12 protein-coding genes are annotated in these 17,211 nt (G+C 73.3%); 4 read left to right on the forward strand and 8 right to left on the reverse strand.

Translation table 11 applies throughout. From position 1 onward, the window contains the following. Nucleotides 1–16: 16 nt before the first annotated feature. Nucleotides 17–964, reverse strand: a complete 948-nt coding sequence (locus ABD385_RS24260; RefSeq protein WP_344579699.1) for a LysR family transcriptional regulator — start codon at nucleotides 962–964, stop codon at nucleotides 17–19. Between the two features lie 375 nt (nucleotides 965–1,339). On the opposite strand from ABD385_RS24260, the gene dnaE reads away from it, so the two are divergent. Next, the gene (gene dnaE, locus ABD385_RS24265) at nucleotides 1,340–4,936 is read left to right on the forward strand and encodes a DNA polymerase III subunit alpha (RefSeq protein ID WP_344579701.1); all 3,597 of its coding nucleotides are present in this window, start codon (nucleotides 1,340–1,342) and stop codon (nucleotides 4,934–4,936) included. Further along, on the forward strand, nucleotides 4,933–5,271 hold the full coding sequence (locus ABD385_RS24270; RefSeq protein WP_344579703.1) for a DUF6300 family protein: 339 nt from the start codon (nucleotides 4,933–4,935) through the stop codon (nucleotides 5,269–5,271). Before dnaE ends, ABD385_RS24270 begins: the two co-directional genes overlap by 4 nt. 21 nt (nucleotides 5,272–5,292) lie before the next feature. Here the strand turns inward: ABD385_RS24270 and ABD385_RS24275 are convergent, their stop codons facing one another. The 6 genes from ABD385_RS24275 to ABD385_RS24300 form a co-directional block, all read right to left on the reverse strand. After that, entirely contained in the window at nucleotides 5,293–7,086 is a 1,794-nt protein-coding gene (locus ABD385_RS24275; protein WP_344579706.1) for a serine/threonine-protein kinase, read from the reverse strand. Nucleotides 7,087–7,240: 154 nt separating this feature from the next. Next, nucleotides 7,241–8,224 (reverse strand): alpha/beta fold hydrolase, encoded by a 984-nt coding sequence (locus ABD385_RS24280; RefSeq protein WP_344579708.1) that lies wholly within the window; start codon nucleotides 8,222–8,224, stop codon nucleotides 7,241–7,243. Between the two features lie 88 nt (nucleotides 8,225–8,312). Next, a complete protein-coding gene (locus ABD385_RS24285; RefSeq protein ID WP_344579711.1) occupies nucleotides 8,313–8,720 on the reverse strand; it encodes a hypothetical protein in 408 nt (135 codons plus the stop codon). Beyond that, nucleotides 8,717–10,423: a right-handed parallel beta-helix repeat-containing protein gene (locus ABD385_RS24290; RefSeq protein ID WP_344579714.1), complete on the reverse strand. Its 1,707-nt coding sequence runs from the start codon at nucleotides 10,421–10,423 to the stop codon at nucleotides 8,717–8,719. The genes ABD385_RS24285 and ABD385_RS24290 overlap by 4 nt, the downstream gene beginning before the upstream one ends. Nucleotides 10,424–10,569: 146 nt before the next feature. After that, a complete protein-coding gene (locus tag ABD385_RS24295) occupies nucleotides 10,570–11,748 on the reverse strand; it encodes an adenosine deaminase (protein WP_344579717.1) in 1,179 nt (392 codons plus the stop codon). A gap of 103 nt (nucleotides 11,749–11,851) precedes the next feature. Beyond that, nucleotides 11,852–12,598: a GntR family transcriptional regulator gene (locus ABD385_RS24300; protein ID WP_344579718.1), complete on the reverse strand. Its 747-nt coding sequence runs from the start codon at nucleotides 12,596–12,598 to the stop codon at nucleotides 11,852–11,854. A 339-nt stretch (nucleotides 12,599–12,937) separates the two neighbouring features. Between ABD385_RS24300 and ABD385_RS24305 the strand changes: the two genes are divergently transcribed. Then, the gene (locus ABD385_RS24305; RefSeq protein ID WP_344579719.1) at nucleotides 12,938–14,437 is read left to right on the forward strand and encodes an MFS transporter; all 1,500 of its coding nucleotides are present in this window, start codon (nucleotides 12,938–12,940) and stop codon (nucleotides 14,435–14,437) included. A 213-nt stretch (nucleotides 14,438–14,650) separates the two neighbouring features. Here the strand turns inward: ABD385_RS24305 and ABD385_RS24310 are convergent, their stop codons facing one another. Next, nucleotides 14,651–15,361 carry a TetR/AcrR family transcriptional regulator gene (locus ABD385_RS24310; protein ID WP_344579722.1) on the reverse strand — a complete coding sequence of 237 codons (711 nt, stop codon included), beginning with the start codon at nucleotides 15,359–15,361 and terminating at the stop codon, nucleotides 14,651–14,653. A gap of 96 nt (nucleotides 15,362–15,457) precedes the next feature. Here ABD385_RS24310 and ABD385_RS24315 point away from each other — a divergent pair, with 96 nt between their 5' ends. Next, nucleotides 15,458–17,128, forward strand: a complete 1,671-nt coding sequence (locus ABD385_RS24315; protein WP_344579725.1) for a hypothetical protein — start codon at nucleotides 15,458–15,460, stop codon at nucleotides 17,126–17,128. Nucleotides 17,129–17,211 lie beyond the last annotated feature (83 nt).

A 17,211-nucleotide genomic window follows, 5' to 3' on the forward strand; every position in this document is an offset into this window, starting at 1 on the left:
GTGCCGGGCCGCCGGCCTACCCGGGCGGCGTGCGCCGCTGCGCCCAACTCGGCCGCCACGTCTCGGCGTCGGGGTGCTCGACGGGCAGCGCGGCGAGGTGGTCGCGGAGCGCGGTGAGTCCGGGGTGCGGGTTGTCGCCGCGCCAGAGCAACGAGTGCGGGTACACCGGCGTCGGACCGTGGAGGGTGATCCGCCGCAGGTCGTGGCCGTCGGGCCAGACGAGGGGGGTCCGCCGGCCGAAGAAGGTCGCCAGCGTCGCGGAGTCCGCGAGGGCGTCGAGGAGCGCCTCGATGCCGAAGTCCGGTCCGATCGTGTCGAGGGTCAGCCCGAAGGCGGCGGCCAGGTCGTCGTAGTAGGCGCGCCACTCCGTGCCGGGCGCGGCGCCGGGCATCCAGATCCGGTGGCCGGCGAGTTGGGCCGGGGTGACCGCGGGGGCGGCGGCGAACCGGTGGGCCGGGCCGACGCACAGCTGGAGCGGCTCGTCGAAGACCGGGGTGGCCCGGACGTCGTCGGGCAGCTGGCCGCCGGGCCGGGTGACCGCGCGGAAGGCGGCGTCGATCGCGCCGGCCCGGACGGCGGCGACGGCCTCGTCGGCGTCGGAGAGCGTGACCACGTCGAGGGTGATGGCGGGATGCGCGCGGTGGAAGTCGCGCAGCAGGCCGGCCGTCGCCAGCCGCCGGCCGACCACGTCGACGCGGAGCGCGCGGCTGCCGGGTCGCACGGAGGCCGCCGCCCGCTCCGCGGCCTGGAGGAGGGCCCGGGCGTGCGGCAGGAACGCCTGCCCGTCGATGGTGAGGGCGGCGCCCCGGGCCGTCCGGGTGAACAGGCGCACGCCGAGCTCGCCCTCCAGGGCGCCGATGCGCTTGGAGACGGCCTGCTGGGTGAGCGCGAGGTCGATGGCGGCCTTCTGGAACTGCCCCGTCTCCGCGACCGCGACGAAGGTCCGCACAGCTTTGAGGTCCACGGCCGACACCCTACATACACAACAGTTCGTTGTGGCACGCCGATGTGGCGGTTGTTTGATCCGCCGCGCGGGGGGCGGCTTGGATGGCGGTCGTCAACGGGGATCCGGACTGCACTCCAGGGAGTGCGCAGCACACACCGGTAGGTCGGCGGCGCGCAGGCGTGCGCACGGCCGCCGGTGCCGCCTGCGCAGTCCGCACGGGCACGACGCCCAGCTGGACCATGGACAACTGCTGGTTGTACTCGGCATGCAAGGGTCCGGAGTGGCGGACGGTCCGGTCGGTCCGTCCCACGGCTCCGTTGCTGACTGCCCGCACGGCCACCGCCGCGGCTCCGGCCGGGTGGGGCCGCCCATCCTCCCGGAGGTGACGCACCCGTGTCGGACACTTTCGTCCATCTGCACAACCACACCGAGTACTCGATGCTGGACGGCGCGCAGAAGCTCAAGCCGATGTTCGCCGAGGTGGCCCGGCAGCAGATGCCGGCGATCGCCATGAGCGACCACGGGAACATGTTCGGGGCCTACGAGTTCGCGCAGGTCGCGAAGGGCTTCGACGGGGTCAAGCCGATCATCGGGATCGAGGCGTACGTGGCGCCGTCGTCCCGGTTCACCCGGAAGCAGGAGTTCTGGGGCCCCGGGGGCCGGCGCGCCGTCAGCGACGACGGCGAAGGGTCCAAGGACGTCTCCGGGGGCGGCCGCTTCACCCACCTCACCATGTGGGCGCAGAACGTCCAGGGCCTGCGGAACCTGTTCTGGCTCTCCACGCAGGCCAGTTACGAGGGCCAGTTCCCGGCCGGCAAGCCGCGGATGGACCGCGAGCTGATCGCACAGCGGCCGGACGGCATCATCGCCACCACCGGCTGCCCCTCCGGTGAGGTCCAGACCCGGCTGCGGCTCGGCCAGTACGCGCAGGCACGGGCCGCGGCCGGCGCCTACCAGGACCTCTTCGGGCGGGAGAACTACTTCCTGGAGCTGATGGACCACGGCTTGGACATCGAACGGACCGTCCGCGACGACCTGCTGCGCCTGGCGAAGGACCTCGACCTCCCGCTGCTGGCCACCAACGACGCGCACTACGTCACCGAGGACCAGGCCGACGCCCACGACAACCTGCTGTGCATCGGCGTCGGCAAGAACAAGGACGACCCCCGGCGGTTCCGCTTCAACGGCTCCGGCTACTACCTGAAGTCCGCCGCCGAGATGCGCCGCCTCTTCGCCGAACTCCCGGCGGCCTGCGACCACACGCTGCTGATCGCCGAGCGCGTCGAACCCTACGACGCGGTCTTCGACCACGTCGACGAGATGCCGCAGTTCCCGGACCTGCCCGACGGCGAGTCGCAGGAGTCCTGGCTGCGCAAGGAGGTCCTCAAGGGGCTGAGCCTGCGCTACGGGGACCCGGTCCCCCCGCACGTCCTGGAGCGGTTCGAGACCGAGATGGCGGTCATCGGCCCGATGGGCTTCAGCTCCTACTTCCTGGTCGTCGCGGACATCTGCCGGCACGCCCGGGAGAACAGGATCCCGATCGGCCCGGGCCGCGGCTCGGCCACCGGCTCCCTCGTCGCCTACGCCACCCGCATCACCGAACTCTGCCCGCTGGAGCACGGCCTGCTCTTCGAACGGTTCCTCAACCCCGAGCGGATCAACCCGCCGGACGTCGACCTCGACTTCGACGACCGCCAGCGCGACCGGATGGTCCGCTACGTCACCGAGAAGTACGGCGACGCGTACACCGCCATGGTCAACACGTTCGGCAAGATCAAGGCGAAGAACGCGATCAAGGACTCCTCGCGGATCCTGGGCTACCCCTACGCACACGGCGAACGGATCACCAAGGCGCTCCCGCCGGACCACAACGGCACGTCCGCCCCGCTCGCCGCCCTCTTCGACCCCGCGCACGAGCGGTACGCCGAGGCCGGCGAGATCCGCCGGCTGTACGCCGCCGAACCGGACGTGCAGCAGGTGATCGACACCGCCCGCGGCGTGGAGGGCCTGACCCGCGGCACCGGCGTGCACGCCGCGGCGGTGATCCTGTCCAAGACCCGGCTGACCGACCGGATCCCGCTGCACATGCGGGCCGCGGACGGCGCCCGGATCACCGGGTTCGACTACCCGTCGTGCGAGGCGATGGGCCTGATCAAGATGGACTTCCTGGGCCTGCGGAACCTCGGCGTGATCGACCAGGCGCTGGCGAACATCCGCGGGAACCGGGGCGTGCAACTGGCCACCGTGGACCCCCTGGACGGCGACCCGGCCACCGTCGTGATCCCCCTGGACGACGCCCCGACGTACCGGCTGCTGGCCGACGGCAACACCTTCGGCGTCTTCCAGCTCGACGGCGGCGGCATGCGGGCCCTGCTCAAACTGATGGAACCCACCCGCTTCGAGGACATCGCCGCGGCCAACGCCCTCTACCGGCCCGGCCCGATGGCCGCCAACGCGCACACCAACTACGCCCTGCGGCAGAACGGCAAACAGGACCCGACGCCCATCCACCCGGAGCTCAAGGAGGCCCTGGAGCCGATCCTGGGCTCCACCCACCACCTGCTCATCTTCCAGGAGCAGATCATGGCCATCGCCCGGCAGTTGGCCGGCTACACGCTGGGCGGCGCCGACATGCTGCGCCGCGCGATGGGCAAGAAGAAACCGGAGGTGCTGGCCGCGGAGTGGGAGAAGTTCCACGGCGGCATGCGCGCCAACGGCTACTCAGACGAGGCGGTGCGGGCCCTGTGGGACGTGATGCTGCCGTTCTCCGGCTACGCCTTCAACAAGTCGCACACCGCCGGCTACGGCCTCGTCTCCTACTGGACCGCGTACCTCAAGGCCAACTACCCGGCGGAGTACATGGCCGCGCTGCTCACCTCGGTCGGCGACGACAAGGACAAGGCCGCCGTCTACCTCGCCGACGCCCGCAAGAACGGCGTCCGGGTCCTCCAGCCCGACGTCAACGAGTCCGTCGCGGAGTTCACCGCGGTCGGCGACGACGTGCGGTTCGGGCTGCGCTCGGTGCGCAACGTCGGTGACGCCGTCATCGAGGCCGTCGTCGACGCCCGCCGGCACAAGGGGAGGTTCGCCTCGTTCGCCGACTTCGTGGACAAGGTCGACCTGCCCGCGCTGAACAAGCGGGCCGTGGAGTCCCTGATCAAGGCCGGCGCCTTCGACTCCCTCGGCCACACCCGCCGGGGACTGACCGCGGTCCACGAGGGCGCCATCGACGCGATCATCCCGGTGAAGAAGGCGGCCGGCTTCGGCCAGGACGACCTGTTCGCCGGGCTCGGCGGCGGGGCCGACGACCGACCGGCCTTCGGGCTGGACCTGCCGGACGACGCGCAGGAGTGGCCGCGCCGCCAACTGCTCGCCACCGAACGCGAGATGCTCGGCCTGTACGTCTCCGCCCACCCCTTGGACGGCGCCGAACACGTCCTCGCCGGCGCGCGGGACTGCTCGCTCGCCGAACTGCTCGGCTCCGGCCGCACCACCGGAGAGGTGCAGCTGTCCGGGCTGATCGCCGGCATCCAGCGCAAGGTGACCAAACAGGGCAACGCCTGGGCCATCGTCACCCTCGCGGACCGCGACGCCAGCATCGAGGTGCTGTTCTTCCCGGCCGCCTACCACCTCGTGCAGCCCGCGCTGACCGAGGACGCCGTCATCGCCGTCCGCGGCCGGCTCGAGGACCGCGACGGCACCCTGAACGTCTTCGGCCGGGAACTCGCCGTGCTGGACGTGTCCGCGGCCGAGCACGGCGGACGGCCTCCGGTGCGGCTGGTCTTCCTCGCGCACCGCCTCACCGAGGACGGGGTGCACGAACTCAAGCGGCTCCTCGCCGACCACCCCGGCGACCACCCCGTCCACCTCAGCCTCCGCGGCACCGCGAAGACCACCGTCTACGCCCTGCCCGCCACGGTGAACGCCGGCACCCTCGCCTCCGACGTCAAGGGCGCGTTCGGCGCCGAAGCCTGGGCGGGCCTGGCATGAACACCACCGCCGACCCCGCCGACCCCGCCGCACCCTCCTGCCCCCGGTGCCGGACCCCGGTGCTCCTGGTGGTGCGCCACCCCCACACCTGGCGCAACCGCTCCGGAGCGCCGGTGCACGGTCTGCGGGAATCCGTGCTCTGCCCCTCCTGCGCCCCGGACGAACCGACCGCGGCGGCCCTCCTCGCCGTGCTCACCGATGACGGCAGCGCGCCCCCGGACGCCCCCGCGCCCCTCGGCCCGCTCCTGCACGCCTGGCTGGCCGCGGTGCGCCGCACCCCGTGTCCGGCGGCCCTGGCCGACGAGGAGTCCCGGTGGCGGGCCGGCGAGTTGTGACCGGCCGCGCCCGGCGGCGCCCTACATGTCGGGCAGTCCGTGCCGCTTCCAGATCGCCTTGCCGCAGTAGACGGTGGCGCCGTCGGTCTTCCAGAGCCGGTCGCCGCCGCAGGCGTCGTTCGGCGCACCGTTGGGGAACACCCGCGTGACCTGGACGGTGTACTGGTACTTGTCCGGGATGCCGGCGCCGCACGGGGTGAGGGCGTTGGTGTAGACGGAGAGCGTCGAGGAGCCCTGCGCGACGGCGAACATGCACTGGCCGACGGCGTAGTTGCGCCGCAGGCAGAGGTTGGCCTCGGTGCTGTCGCCGTTGGTGTGGAACCACGTCATGTCGTCGGAGGTGCAGGTCACCGACCGCGAAACGGACTGCACCCGGTAGTAGGCGTCGGAGCCCGCACAGCCGGTCACCGTCGGGGTGTCGGGCGTCCAGTTCGCGTCGTAGCGGTTGCCCAGGCAGTCGTCGGCGGCGATCCGGCCGAAGGCGAGGTCGTCGGCGCTGGACGGGGTCGGGCGCGGACTGTAGGTCGTGGGGCCGGGGCTGTACGTCGTGGGCTCGGGGCCGTACGTGGTCGGCTCGGGGCCGTAGGTCGTCGGGGCGGCGCTGTAGGTGGTGGCGTCGGAGGTGCTGCTCGTCGGCCCACCGGTCGCCGTGTCCGGCGACGCGTCGTTGCGGTGCTGGACCAGCAAGACGAGGGCCAGGACGACGAGTACGGCCCCGAGCATCGCGCCCCACTCGACCGTGCGTGCCGGTTTCCCGTCCGGACGCGACGCCGCCGGGGGCGGGTCGTTCCTCGGCTCCGGGCGCGACCGCCGCGGTGCGTCCGCCCGCTCCGCCGGCTCCTGGGTGAGGAGTTTGGTCCGGCCCGGGAGGTCCGAGGTCCAGCTGCGGGTGACGGTCTCGGCCTCCGCCTGGTCGGCGGCGCGGCGGAGCCGGCGGCCCTGGTCGGCGTACCGCCCGATCAGTGACGTCCAGCCGGGCGGCAGAACCCGGGTGGTGCCCTTCGCGAAGCGTCGGACCAACTCTTCGGCGGTGGGCCGGTCGTCGGGGTCGACCGCGAGGCAGTCGCGGACCACTCCGGTCAGCTCCGGGGGCAGTCCGGCCAGGTCGATGGCGGCCCGCCGGACGTAGTTGAGCTGCTGCAACGGCTCGTGGGTCGGCGGGTAGGGCAGCTTCCCGCAGGCCACGTAGTACAGGGTGATGCCGAGGGCGTAGACGTCCGAGGCCGGGGTGCTGGGCTGCCCGTCGGCCTGTTCCGGCGCGGCGAAGGCGATGGTGCCCAGGGTGAGTTGGGTGCTGGTGAGGTCGCTGGCGTGGGAGATGCCGAAGTCGATGACCTTCGGTCCGTCGGCGGACAGCAGGATGTTCAGCGGCTTGACGTCCCGGTGCACGATGCCCTTGCCGTGCAGTTCGGCCAGCGCCCGCACGACCCCGGAGGCGATCCAGCGCACGGCCCGCTCGTCCCCCAGGGCCCCCTGCTGCACCACCAGCGCCTCCAACGAGGGCGCCGGCACGTACTCCATGGCCATCCAGGGTCGGCCGGCCTCGACGTCGGAGTCCCACACCCGGGCGGTGTGGGTGCTCGTGACGCGACGGGCGAGCCGGACCTCCCGGTCGAAGCGCTTGCGGGCCTCCGCGGTGACGCCGCCGGGGGCGAGCAGGGTCTTCACGGCGGCGATCCGGCCGGTGCCCGGATCCCGCCCGAGGTAGATCACGCCCATCCCGCCGGTGGCCAGTTGGCCGAGCAACCGGTACGGCCCGAGCCGGCGCAGCTCCCCGCTCAGGGCGAACACGCCCATCTCGAAAGGCTCTGTCATTGCGGCACCCCCGTGCTCCTCGCCATGGTGGTACCGACGCCCGGCCCCGAACTCCGGTTCCGGCCACCGCACTTGGCCGATTCCGGTCCGGGCGGGCGGGGCGCGCTCCTACCGACCCCGCCCGCCACCGCCCGCCGGACGCCAGCCCCGGACGTCAGTCCCGAACGTCAGTCCCGAACGCTGCCGAAGAAGTCCAGCAGGCCGCGTTGACCTCGTCGGGTCGCTCCTGCTGCGTCCAGTGGCCGCAGTCCGGGAGCAGTGCGCTGTGGTGCAGTCGCGGCAGCACCTGCGGCAACGCGGCGATGAAGTCCCGCGCCGCGGGCAGGGCGGTGACGATGTCCTGTTCGCCGGCGAGGAACAGCGCCGGCACGGTGACCGGCAACCCGTCCAGTGCGGCGGTCAGTTCCCAGTTGAGGTCGGTGGCGCGGTACCAGTTGAGGCCGCCGGTGAACGCCTCGGCGCCATGCGGGGCGTACTCCGCGACGAACGCGTCGAGGTCGGCCTCGGTCAGCCAGGCCGGCAGCTCCCCGGGGTCGGCCAGCGCGTCGAGGAGCCGCCCGTCGGCCGGGGCGTACCAGAGCAGGCCGTCGCCGTCCGCGGGCCGCCCGGCCAGGATCCGCCGGAAGGTGGCGCGGACGTCCCGCGCCAGCTCGGCATCGGCCCGGCCCGGCTCCTGGAAGTAGACGAAGTAGTAGCGCTCGCCCAGCTGTTGGCGGTACGCGGCGGCCATCGACTGCCGGCCGCGCGGGAACGGCGGCACGCTGAGGCCGGCGACGCCGCGCACCAGGTCCGGACGGAGCTGTGCGGTCGTCCAGGCCACCGGGGCGCCCCAGTCGTGGCCGACCAGGAAGGCGCGGGACTCCCCCAGTGCGTGGATCAGCGCGACGACGTCGCCGGTGAGGTGGTGGACGGTGTACGAGGACGGGTCCTTGGGGCGGTCGCTGCGGCCGTAGCCGCGCTGGTCGGGGGCGACGACCCGGTACCCGGCCGCGGCGAGCGGGGCGAACTGGTGCCGCCAGGAGTACCAGCATTCGGGGAAGCCGTGCAGCAGCAGGACCAGCGGCCCCTCCCCCTGCTCGGCGACGTGCAGCCGCACTCCGTTGACCTCGACGTCGTGGTGCTTGATGGCGGTCGTCATCTCCAGCTCCTTCAGTGAGACGTCAGACCGGCGGCGGGCTCGACCCCGGTCCGTCCCTGTGCCCTACCCCGGCGGCCGCGCCGGGACGTCACAGGCTGTGGGTCAAACCCTCGATCGCGGTGCGGGCCCAGTCCTGCGCCCCGGCCGCCGTACCGGCCGCCAACCCGGTCGCGACCGGGGCCAGGACGCCCTTGAGCACGGCCAGCGCCTGGCGGAGCCGGCCCGCCTGTGGCGGGGTCGGCTCGGCGAGCGTCGCGAGCACCGCGCGGGCCGCCTCCTCGGTGTCCGCACGGTCCTGAGCGGCCAGGCCGACCCGGGGCAGTTCCCGCAGCAGGTCGGTGACGAGCGCGGTGAGCGCCTCGAAGCCCGGCGTCGCGCCGCCCACGTTCTGCTGGTTCTGGTGGGCCGTCTCGTTGTTCCAGGCGAACTGGGATCCGGAGACGGCGCCGTTGAACACCGGCCCGGAGGAGTGCTGATCGTGCTGCGGCTCACTCATGTGCGGGATCCGTCCTCGTTGGTCTGCTGCTGGATGACGTCGTGGTTGTTCCACGCCAACTGGATGCCGGTGGCGGCGGCGTTGAAGACCGGGCCGTGGAAGTTGTTGACGATCGTCGGGGCGGGCTCGGCCGGCTTCGGCTCCCGCTTGACGACCCGCAGCGTCGTGCGGAGGGAGACCAGCTCGACGCGGCCGTTGTCCAGTACGGCCGCGCCCCGGTCGCCGTCGATCGCGCAGTCCGCCAGCCGGCCGGTGGCCCGCTCGTCGAAGCTCGCGCCGACGGCCGCGCAGTCGACGAACCGGCCGTTCACCACGTCCAGATAGGCGGAACCCAGCCCGCAGACGCCGAACGCCGCCGAGCCGGTCACCGTGAGGTCGCGCGCGACGAGCCGCGCCGCGCCGAAGCCGATCGCGCCACCGGCGCTCACCGCCGTCACCGCGCAGTCGTGCAGGAACAGTTGGCCGTCCTCGCCGACGCCGAAGCCCAGCCGCCCGCGCTCGGCGACCGCGCCCTTGAGCGTGGCCCGGGAGTGCCCGAGCACCTCCACGGCGGACATGCCGCAGTCGCGGAACGCGGCGTCCACGACCTCGGCGGTGGTGCCCACGCCCCCCTTGGTCTCCAGGCCGGACGGGCAGCGCGCCACCCGGACCCGCTCGAAGGTGGCCGTGGACTCGTCGCGGACCCGCAGTGCCACGCTCGTCAGGTCCTCGACCTCGATCCGGGCGAAGCGGCCCCTGGCGGCCGCGGTCACGGCGATGCCGACGTTGCCTCCCGCGATGCGGCAGCCGTGGACGTCGGGGGCCCCGCCGTCGGTCGAGAACACCGCGATGTTGCCGGCGGCGACGACCGTGCAGTCCTCGAACCTGCCGCGGCCTCCCGTCTGGACGTTGATGCCGGTGTCCCGGCACCCGGTGAGCGTGCAGCCGCGCACCACCGGGTCGGCGCCGCTCGCGACCGCGATCCCGTGTTGCGCGTCGGTGACCCGGATGCCGTCCACGGAACCGCGGGACTGCTCGATGAACAGGACGGCCTCGGCGTCCACGGCGTCGATCGCGCAGTCGGCCACGGCGAGTTCCGCCTGCGTGTCCGCCACCAGGGACGCCTTCCGGGTGCCGGTCAGCCGGCACCCGGTGACCTCGGCCCGCGCGTCGCTGACCCGCACGCCGTGGAGGCGGCTGCCGCCGATCCAGCTGTCGCGGACGGTGATGCGGGCGCCTTCGATGGCGGCGACCGCGTTGTCGGCGGCGTCGACGAACCGGCACCGTTCGATGCGGCCGTCGGCCCCGGCGAAGAGGGTCCGGCCGTGCCGCACCTCGCTGTCCCGCAGCGTCACGGTGGTGTTCGGCCGCGCGTGCACGCCGACGCCGCCCGGGGCCCGCACCTCGACGTGGTCCAACACCAGCGTGCCGGCACAGCAGTTGACGACGTCGGCGTCCCGGCCGCTCAGCACGAGGCCGTGCACCCGGACCGTCCCGGCGGCGTCCAGGACCGTGCCGCGCGGGCGGTGCACCACCACGGAGCCCGGGCCGTCGACCGCGACCAACTCGACGTCGCCCTCGACCGAGAGCAGTTCCTCGTAGCGGCCGGGCGCGATCTCCACCCGGGCCGCTCGGCCCCGCCGGGCGGCGGCGGCCAGGGCGGAGCCGATGTCCGGGTGCGCGCGACGGGCACCCTGCGGCGAGACGACGTACCGCGCGACCATCCGGACTTCCCCCGTACCGGTGACTTGGAGCCGCCGATGCTACCCGAGGGGCGGTGCCGGCGCGGCGACTTCGGCGGGGCCGGGACCGGGGCCAGCAAGCCCGGTCCCGGCCCCTGGTGCGGATGCCGTCCGTCGTGCGGGTGGGCTCACGCCGCAGCGGCGGCGTCGCCCTCCCGCACCGGCACCCGGCCCAGTTCCCGGGCCCGCAGGTGCGCGTAGCCGGGAAGAACCACCTCGTTGATCAGGGCGGTGCGTTCGTCGAAGGGGAGGAAGGCGGCCTTGGCCGCGTGGACGGTGAACTCCTCCAGTTCGGCGGCGCCGTAGCCGAAGGCGTCCCGCAGGTGCTGGAACTCCTCGGTCATGGTCGTGCCGCTGACCAGGCGGTTGTCGGTGTTCAGGCAGACCCGGAAGCCCAGCCGCCGGAGCAGGTCGACGGGGTGCTCCGGGTAGCCGACCGCGGCACCGGTCTGGAGGTTGGAGGTCGGACAGACCTCCAACGCGATGCGCTGGTCACGGACGTAGGAGGCCAACCGGCCGAGCGTGACGCGCCCGTCGGCGTCGATCGTGATGTCGTCGGTGATCCGCACCCCGTGCCCGATGCGGTGGGCGCCGCACCGCAGCACCGCCTCGCGGATGGACTCCGCACCGACCGCCTCGCCGGCGTGCACGGTCACCCGGGCGCCCTGACTGCGCAGGTAGTCGAATGCCTCGGCGTGCCGCCCGGCCGGGTTGCCGATCTCCCCGCCGGCGATGTCGAAACCCGCCACCCCGCGGTCGCGGTGGGCCACGGCCAACTCGGCGATCTCCACCGCCCGGTCGGCGTGCCGCATCGCGCACAGCAACGTGCCGACGCGGATCCGTCGGCCGGCCGCCGCCACCCGGCGCTCGCCCTCGCGGAAGCCGGCGTTGACCGCCTCGACCACCTGGTCCAGGGTCAGCCCGCCGGCCTGGTGCTGCTCGGGCGCGTACCGCACCTCGGCGTAGACCACCCCGTCCGCGGCCAGGTCCTCGGCGCACTCCGCGGCGATCCGGAACAGCGCCTCGGCGCTCTGCATCACGGCGCAGGTGTGCGCGAAGGTCTCCAAGTACCGCTCCAACGAGCCCGAGTCGGCCGCGTCGCGGAACCAGTCGGCCAACGCCACCGGCTCGGTGGTCGGCAGGTCCCGGTAGCCGATCGCCGCCGCCAACTCGATGATCGTCGCCGCCCGCAGCCCCCCGTCGAGGTGGTCGTGGAGCAGCACCTTCGGCGCACGACGGATCTGGTCCTCGGTGAGGGAACGGGCAGAGGTCGGAGATTCCAGCCGCAGCTTGTCAGACAAGGTCATGGGGCGGGAGTATGGCACGACTTCCCGTGTCGGGCGAAGCGCCGGCGGCCGAAGCCGCCCGTCACCGGACCATTGGGGCGCGAGGTCCGCCCCGCGCCGACCCTCAGCGGGCGTGCCAGACCTGGAGTGCCGGTACGCCGGGCGGCAGCATGTGCTTGGCGGCCAGCAACGGCGTGCGGTCCAGCCGGACGACCTGGGTGACCAGCAGCGCGGGGGTGTCTCCCGGGCGGCCCAGTTGGGCGCCGCGCTGCCGGCCGAGCGTGGTGGCCGTGATGCTGCTGCTGCCGGTCAGCGGGAGGTGCCGCCCGGCGTCCAGGAGCAGGCCGAGCAGCGACGCGGTCCGCGCGCCCGGCCCGTCGAACGCCTCGGCGGCCTGCGGCAGGACCCGGCCCAGCACGTCGTCCGGGGCGGCCCACTCCTGGGTGAGACAGCCGTGCACCCCGCCCACCTCCAGCAGGCTCTCCCAGAAGCGGACCCGACCGCTGCCCGGCAACAGCAGGTGCTGGGTGGAGAAGTCGGTCGGCTCCTCGTATCCGCGGGCCAGGGCCCGGACCACGACCGGACCGCCCTGGCCGAGCAGCGCCTCCAGCGACTTGAGGCACTCGAAGCCGCGCGGCGGCAGGTGGTGGTTGACGGTGCGCCCCACCCCGCGCCGCACGGTGATCACGCCGTCCTCCTGGAGCAGGATCAACGCCTCGCGCAGCGCCGGCCGACTCACCCCCAACTCGGCGGCCAGCAGCGGTTCGGTCGGCAGGGTCGACCCCGGCGGATAGCTGCCGGTGCGGATGGCCTCCACCATCCGCTCGTACAGCAGGACGACCGGCCTCCGTTGAGGTTGTCTGGCAACCATGGTCCTCTCTCCGTGATCGTGGTCCGACACCTGACCATTCTCCTCGATCGCGCCATCGACCTGCGGTTTTCCCTCCGTTCCGGCTTTCTCCACCGGCAGTTCACGGATGTGCGACGCGTTTCGCTCCCTCAAAGGATCGACAAAGAAGCATTGACACTCTGTTGAAGGCGAGATAGACCGGTGCGACCGACGTGAGCTTGTCCGACAAGCAAGCGACATGAGGCAGCCGTGCACCGCCCGTCGCGCCGGCCGGCCCGCCGTCGGCCCGCTGTCGGCCCGCCACCGACCCCCGCTCCGCACCCCGTCCCGCCCAGCCCAGCCCAGCCCCGAGGAGCCGTCATGCCCATGACGTGCCGTGAGCGCCCCCGTACGGCGCGGCCCGCGAACCCGCGCTTCATGCTGCCGGCCCTGATGCTGGCCGTGCTCGGGTACCAGATCAACGCCACGATGCTCAGCCCGGCGCTGCCCGACGTGGTCCGGCGCCTGCACACCACCAGCGGCCTGGTCGGGCTGTCACAGACGCTGTTCTTCCTGTTCGCGGCGGTCGGGCAAGTCACGTTGGCGCGGCTGAGCGACTACCGGGGCCGCAAGCCGATGATGCTGGCCTGCCTGGCGATGCTGATCGCCGGAAGCCTGGCCTGCGCACTGGCGCCGAACATCGCCGTCTTCCTCGCCGGACGCGTGCTCCAGGGCGTCTCGGCCGCGACCTTCTCGCTGGCCTTCCTGACCCTCAACGACGTCCTCGACCCGGCCGCCTTCGGCCGCGCGGCCGGCATCATCAGCGCGGTCAACGGCGGCTTCGCGGGCGTCGACGCCATCGCCGGCGGCTGGCTGGCCGACACCGTCGGCTTCCGCGCCATCTTCCTCGGCAGCCTGCTGCTCGCCGTGCTCGGCACCGCCGCCGTGTTCCGCGGCGTGCCGGCCGTCCCGCCCACGTCCCGGGGCCGGATGGACTGGCTGGGGGCCGGCCTGCTCGCGCTGGGCCTGACCGGGCTGCTGGTCGGGCTGGCCCAGGGCGCCTCCTGGGGCTGGACCTCCCTGCCCACCGCGCTCAGCCTCGCCGGCGGCCTGCTCGCCCTGATCGCCTTCGTCCTGGTCCAACGCGCCCGCGGCGACCACCGCCGGTCCGCCACCGCCGCGGCGGGGACCGCCGCCACCGCGGTGATCGACGTCCGGCTGCTCGCCTCGCGCCGCGCCTGGCCGCTGCTGCTGACCGTCACCCTCACCCTCGCCGGCGCGTTCGGCGCCCTCGCCCTGACCATCCCGCTCTTCACCCAGGACCCGCACGCCGGCTACGGACTCTCCGCCACCCACGCCGCCCTCCTGTACGCCACCCCGGCCTCCGCCATCGGCGTGGTCGGCGCCCCGCTGGCCGGCCGCCTCGGCCCGCGGTTCGGCTGGCGGCGCATCGCACTGATGGGCGCGGCGGGCTCGCTGCTCGCCTTCGCCGTCGCGGTGGCCTTCCTGCACAGCGGCTGGGCGCTCTTCGCGGCCCTGGCCGTCCTCGGCCTCACCTACAACGGCATCAGCATCACCGCGCTCAACGGCCTCGCCGTGGTCTTGGCACCCCAGGGTCAGGAGGGGGCGCTCACCGGTCTGACCGGCGCCTGTTTCGGCATCGGCGCATCGCTCGGCACCGCCCTCGCCTCGGGCCTCGTCACCGCCGCCGGCACCGGCGGCGCCCAGGGCGCGGACGCCTACACCGGCGCCCTGTACACCTCGCTGGCCCTCCTCGTCCTCGCCATGGGGGCCGCCCTCCTCATCCAGCGGCTGCCCGCCGCCGCAGCCGACCACGAGGACGGCGAACGCCCCCGCCAGGCGGTGCCGGCCCACCTGTGACGAGGTCCGCCGGTGACGTCCGGCGACGGCGCCAGGCCCGGGCGCACCGGCCCGGCTGGCCGACTGGCTGGCCGGCCGACTGACTGGCTGCCTGGCCGGTGACGTTCGACGCCGCGCAGACGGGTCGTGGACCGCGTGCCACCTGCTGCGTCGTGGTCCACCCACCCCTGACGCACCGTCACTTCACCTTCCCCCCGGGGGAATCACCCTGAATCACCCTCCCCCCTCCGCCCCGATGAGCAACGGCCAGGTCCAGCCGCTGGCCGGGGTTGCGCTCCCGCCCGCCAAGAGGTCCAGGGCCGCCGGTGAGACGGCGGCGGTGAGGCTGCCGACGAGGCTGTCGACGAGGTTGACGGTGAGGAGGGCGGTGCGCCGGTCGTTGTCCGGGTCGCCCGGCGGCAGGCCGCGTTCGCAGGCGGCCAACGCATGGACGGTGAGGGTCATCCCGAGTGCGAGCCGGGTACGCAGGACGGGGGCCGGCACGTGGTCCAGGCGTTCGGCGAGGGCGGTGAAGACGGCCTTGATGCTGCTGGTCACCTCGGGGTCCGCGGCCGCCAGCGCCTCGATCCACGGGTGCAGGGACACCTGGGCCAGGAAGCGGGCGTAGTGACTGTGCTCGTCGACGGTCTCGGCGAGCGGGCGGATGAGCGCATCGACCAGGGCGGAAACGCCCGGACCCCGCTCGGCCGCGGTCAGCGCGTCGAGGAGCCGTTGCCGTCGGGCGTTCACCTCGCGGGCGTTGCGCTCGAAGATCTCCCGGACCAGTTGTTCCTTGGTGCCGAAGTGGTACTGGGCCGCGGACTTGTTGCGCTGGCCGGCGGCGGCGGTGATCTCCCGCAGCGAAACGGCGTCGATGCCCCGCTCGGCGAACATCCGCAGGGCCGCCGCGGCGATGGCGGCCCGTGCGCTACTCCCTCTGGTCATCGCAACAGTTTAAGGCGTATACCTTATTAAGTCACTCGCCTTAATTCAGCGCGGCGGGAGCCGCCCGACCCTGCCCCGAAACCGGAGGCCACCCGCATGCCCGAAAACAGGAAGCAACGGATCCGACACCCCCTACGCCCGTCGGCCAGGAGCCGGCGCGGGACCGCGCGCACCGCGACCGCCGCCCTCGCCGCCGCCTCGGCCCTCCTCCTCACCGGCATCACGCCGAGCCAGGCCGCCCCTCGGCCCGACGCCCCCGACGCCTCCGCTGCCGGCCGGACGCCCGGATCCACCGGTGCCCCGGTCGTCCCCCGCCCCGTACCGGGCCGCGCAACCCAGAACCCGTTCATGGCACCGAACGGGACCAGCGCCATGCACGGTGACAGCCAGGCCACCAACACCCAGCCGCAGTCCGGCCCGCTCGGCCGGCACCCGCAGGTGACCGACGTCGGCAAGGCCACCAGCCCCGGCGACCCGCCGCAGTGCGCCACCGCCACCTTCCTGCGCAACGGCCTCATGGTCCTCAACTGCGGCGGCGCCTCCCACCACCCGACGCTGCGCCTGGAGGACCCCACCACCCTCAAGGACCTCGCGGTCTACCCGCTGCCGGTCCGCCCGTCCACGTACCAGGCCGCGGCCACCGGCGATCCGGCGGTGATGTTCTCCGACACCTCCGGCTCCTACTACTACCTGGACAACCACGACCGCATCGTGATCGCCAGCGCCGACCAGCACGTCCAGCGCCTGGCCGTGCGGCGCGACGCCCGGGGACGGTGGAGCTTCCACCGCACCGACGACTGGGACCTGCGCCCGCACCTGCCGCACGACTGCGCCACCGCGGCGGACCCCGACCCGGCCGGCGAGTGCGACCCGGTCACCGCCGTGCAGGCCGACTACCAGGGGCTGTTGTGGTGGGTCAGCGACCACGGCCGGATCGGCACCGTCAACCCCGCCACCGGTACGGTCAGGTCGATCCACCGCCCCGGTGAGCAGATCGAGAACTCCTTCTCCACCGGCCCGGACGGCGCCTACGTCGCCACCGACCACGCGCTGTACGAACTGCACGCCGCCCCCGACGGCACCCCGCGCATCGCCTGGCAGGAGAGCTACGACCGCGGCACCCGGCACAAGCCCGGCCAGATCAACCAGGGCACCGGCGCCACCCCCGCACTGACCGACCGCTACGTCGCGATCACCGACAACGCCGACCCCCGCATGCACGTCAACGTCTACCGCCGCGGCGACCACCCCACCGGCGACCGCCTGGTCTGCTCGGTGCCGGTCTTCGCCCCCGGCGCCGGCGCCACCGAGAACTCCCTCACCTCCTGGGGCAACGGCTTCTCGGTGGAGAACGACTACGGCTACACCTCGCTGAAGGACACCCAACAGGGCCGCAGCACCCCCGGCGGCATCACCAAGGTCGAGGTCGACCCGGACGGCCGCGGCTGCCACGTCGCCTGGACCAGCCCGGAGCAGTCCCCCACCGTCGTCACCAAACTCTCCCGCGCCAACGGCATCCTGTACGCCTACACCAAGCCGTCCAACGCCCAGGGCATCGACGCCTGGTACCTGACGGGCATCGACTGGCGCACCGGCCGCACCCGTTTCCGCATCCCCACCGGCACCGGCGACGCCGTCAACAACAACTGGTCCCCCATCACCCTCGGCCCCGACGGCTCCGCCTACGTCTCGACCTACGGCGGCATCGTGCGCGTCCACGACACCATCGACCGGCCAGGGACTCCACTCCCCGGCGGCACGCCCTGACCCCTGCCCCCTGACCCGCAGGTCCCCCCCTCCACCGCCACCTCCAACCCCCATGCCCAGCACGTCGCTGGGCATGGGGCGTG

Origin of the sequence: Streptomyces lunalinharesii (assembly GCF_039532155.1) — a bacterium.
GTDB lineage: Bacteria > Actinomycetota > Actinomycetes > Streptomycetales > Streptomycetaceae > Streptomyces > Streptomyces lunalinharesii.

Bases quoted from the DNA above. Each gene is read 5' to 3' on its own strand.
- ABD385_RS24285 (WP_344579711.1), bottom strand. From the start codon at position 8,720: ATGAGTGAGCCGCAGCACGATCAGCACTCCTCCGGGCCGGTGTTCAAC.
- ABD385_RS24310 (WP_344579722.1), bottom strand. From the start codon at position 15,361: ATGACCAGAGGGAGTAGCGCACGGGCCGCCATCGCCGCGGCGGCCCTG.
- ABD385_RS24295 (WP_344579717.1), bottom strand. From the start codon at position 11,748: ATGACCTTGTCTGACAAGCTGCGGCTGGAATCTCCGACCTCTGCCCGT.
- ABD385_RS24275 (WP_344579706.1), bottom strand. From the start codon at position 7,086: ATGACAGAGCCTTTCGAGATGGGCGTGTTCGCCCTGAGCGGGGAGCTG.
- ABD385_RS24270 (WP_344579703.1), top strand. From the start codon at position 4,933: ATGAACACCACCGCCGACCCCGCCGACCCCGCCGCACCCTCCTGCCCC.
- ABD385_RS24305 (WP_344579719.1), top strand. From the start codon at position 12,938: ATGCCCATGACGTGCCGTGAGCGCCCCCGTACGGCGCGGCCCGCGAAC.
- ABD385_RS24315 (WP_344579725.1), top strand. From the start codon at position 15,458: ATGCCCGAAAACAGGAAGCAACGGATCCGACACCCCCTACGCCCGTCG.
- ABD385_RS24300 (WP_344579718.1), bottom strand. From the start codon at position 12,598: ATGGTTGCCAGACAACCTCAACGGAGGCCGGTCGTCCTGCTGTACGAG.
- ABD385_RS24290 (WP_344579714.1), bottom strand. From the start codon at position 10,423: ATGGTCGCGCGGTACGTCGTCTCGCCGCAGGGTGCCCGTCGCGCGCAC.
- ABD385_RS24280 (WP_344579708.1), bottom strand. From the start codon at position 8,224: ATGACGACCGCCATCAAGCACCACGACGTCGAGGTCAACGGAGTGCGG.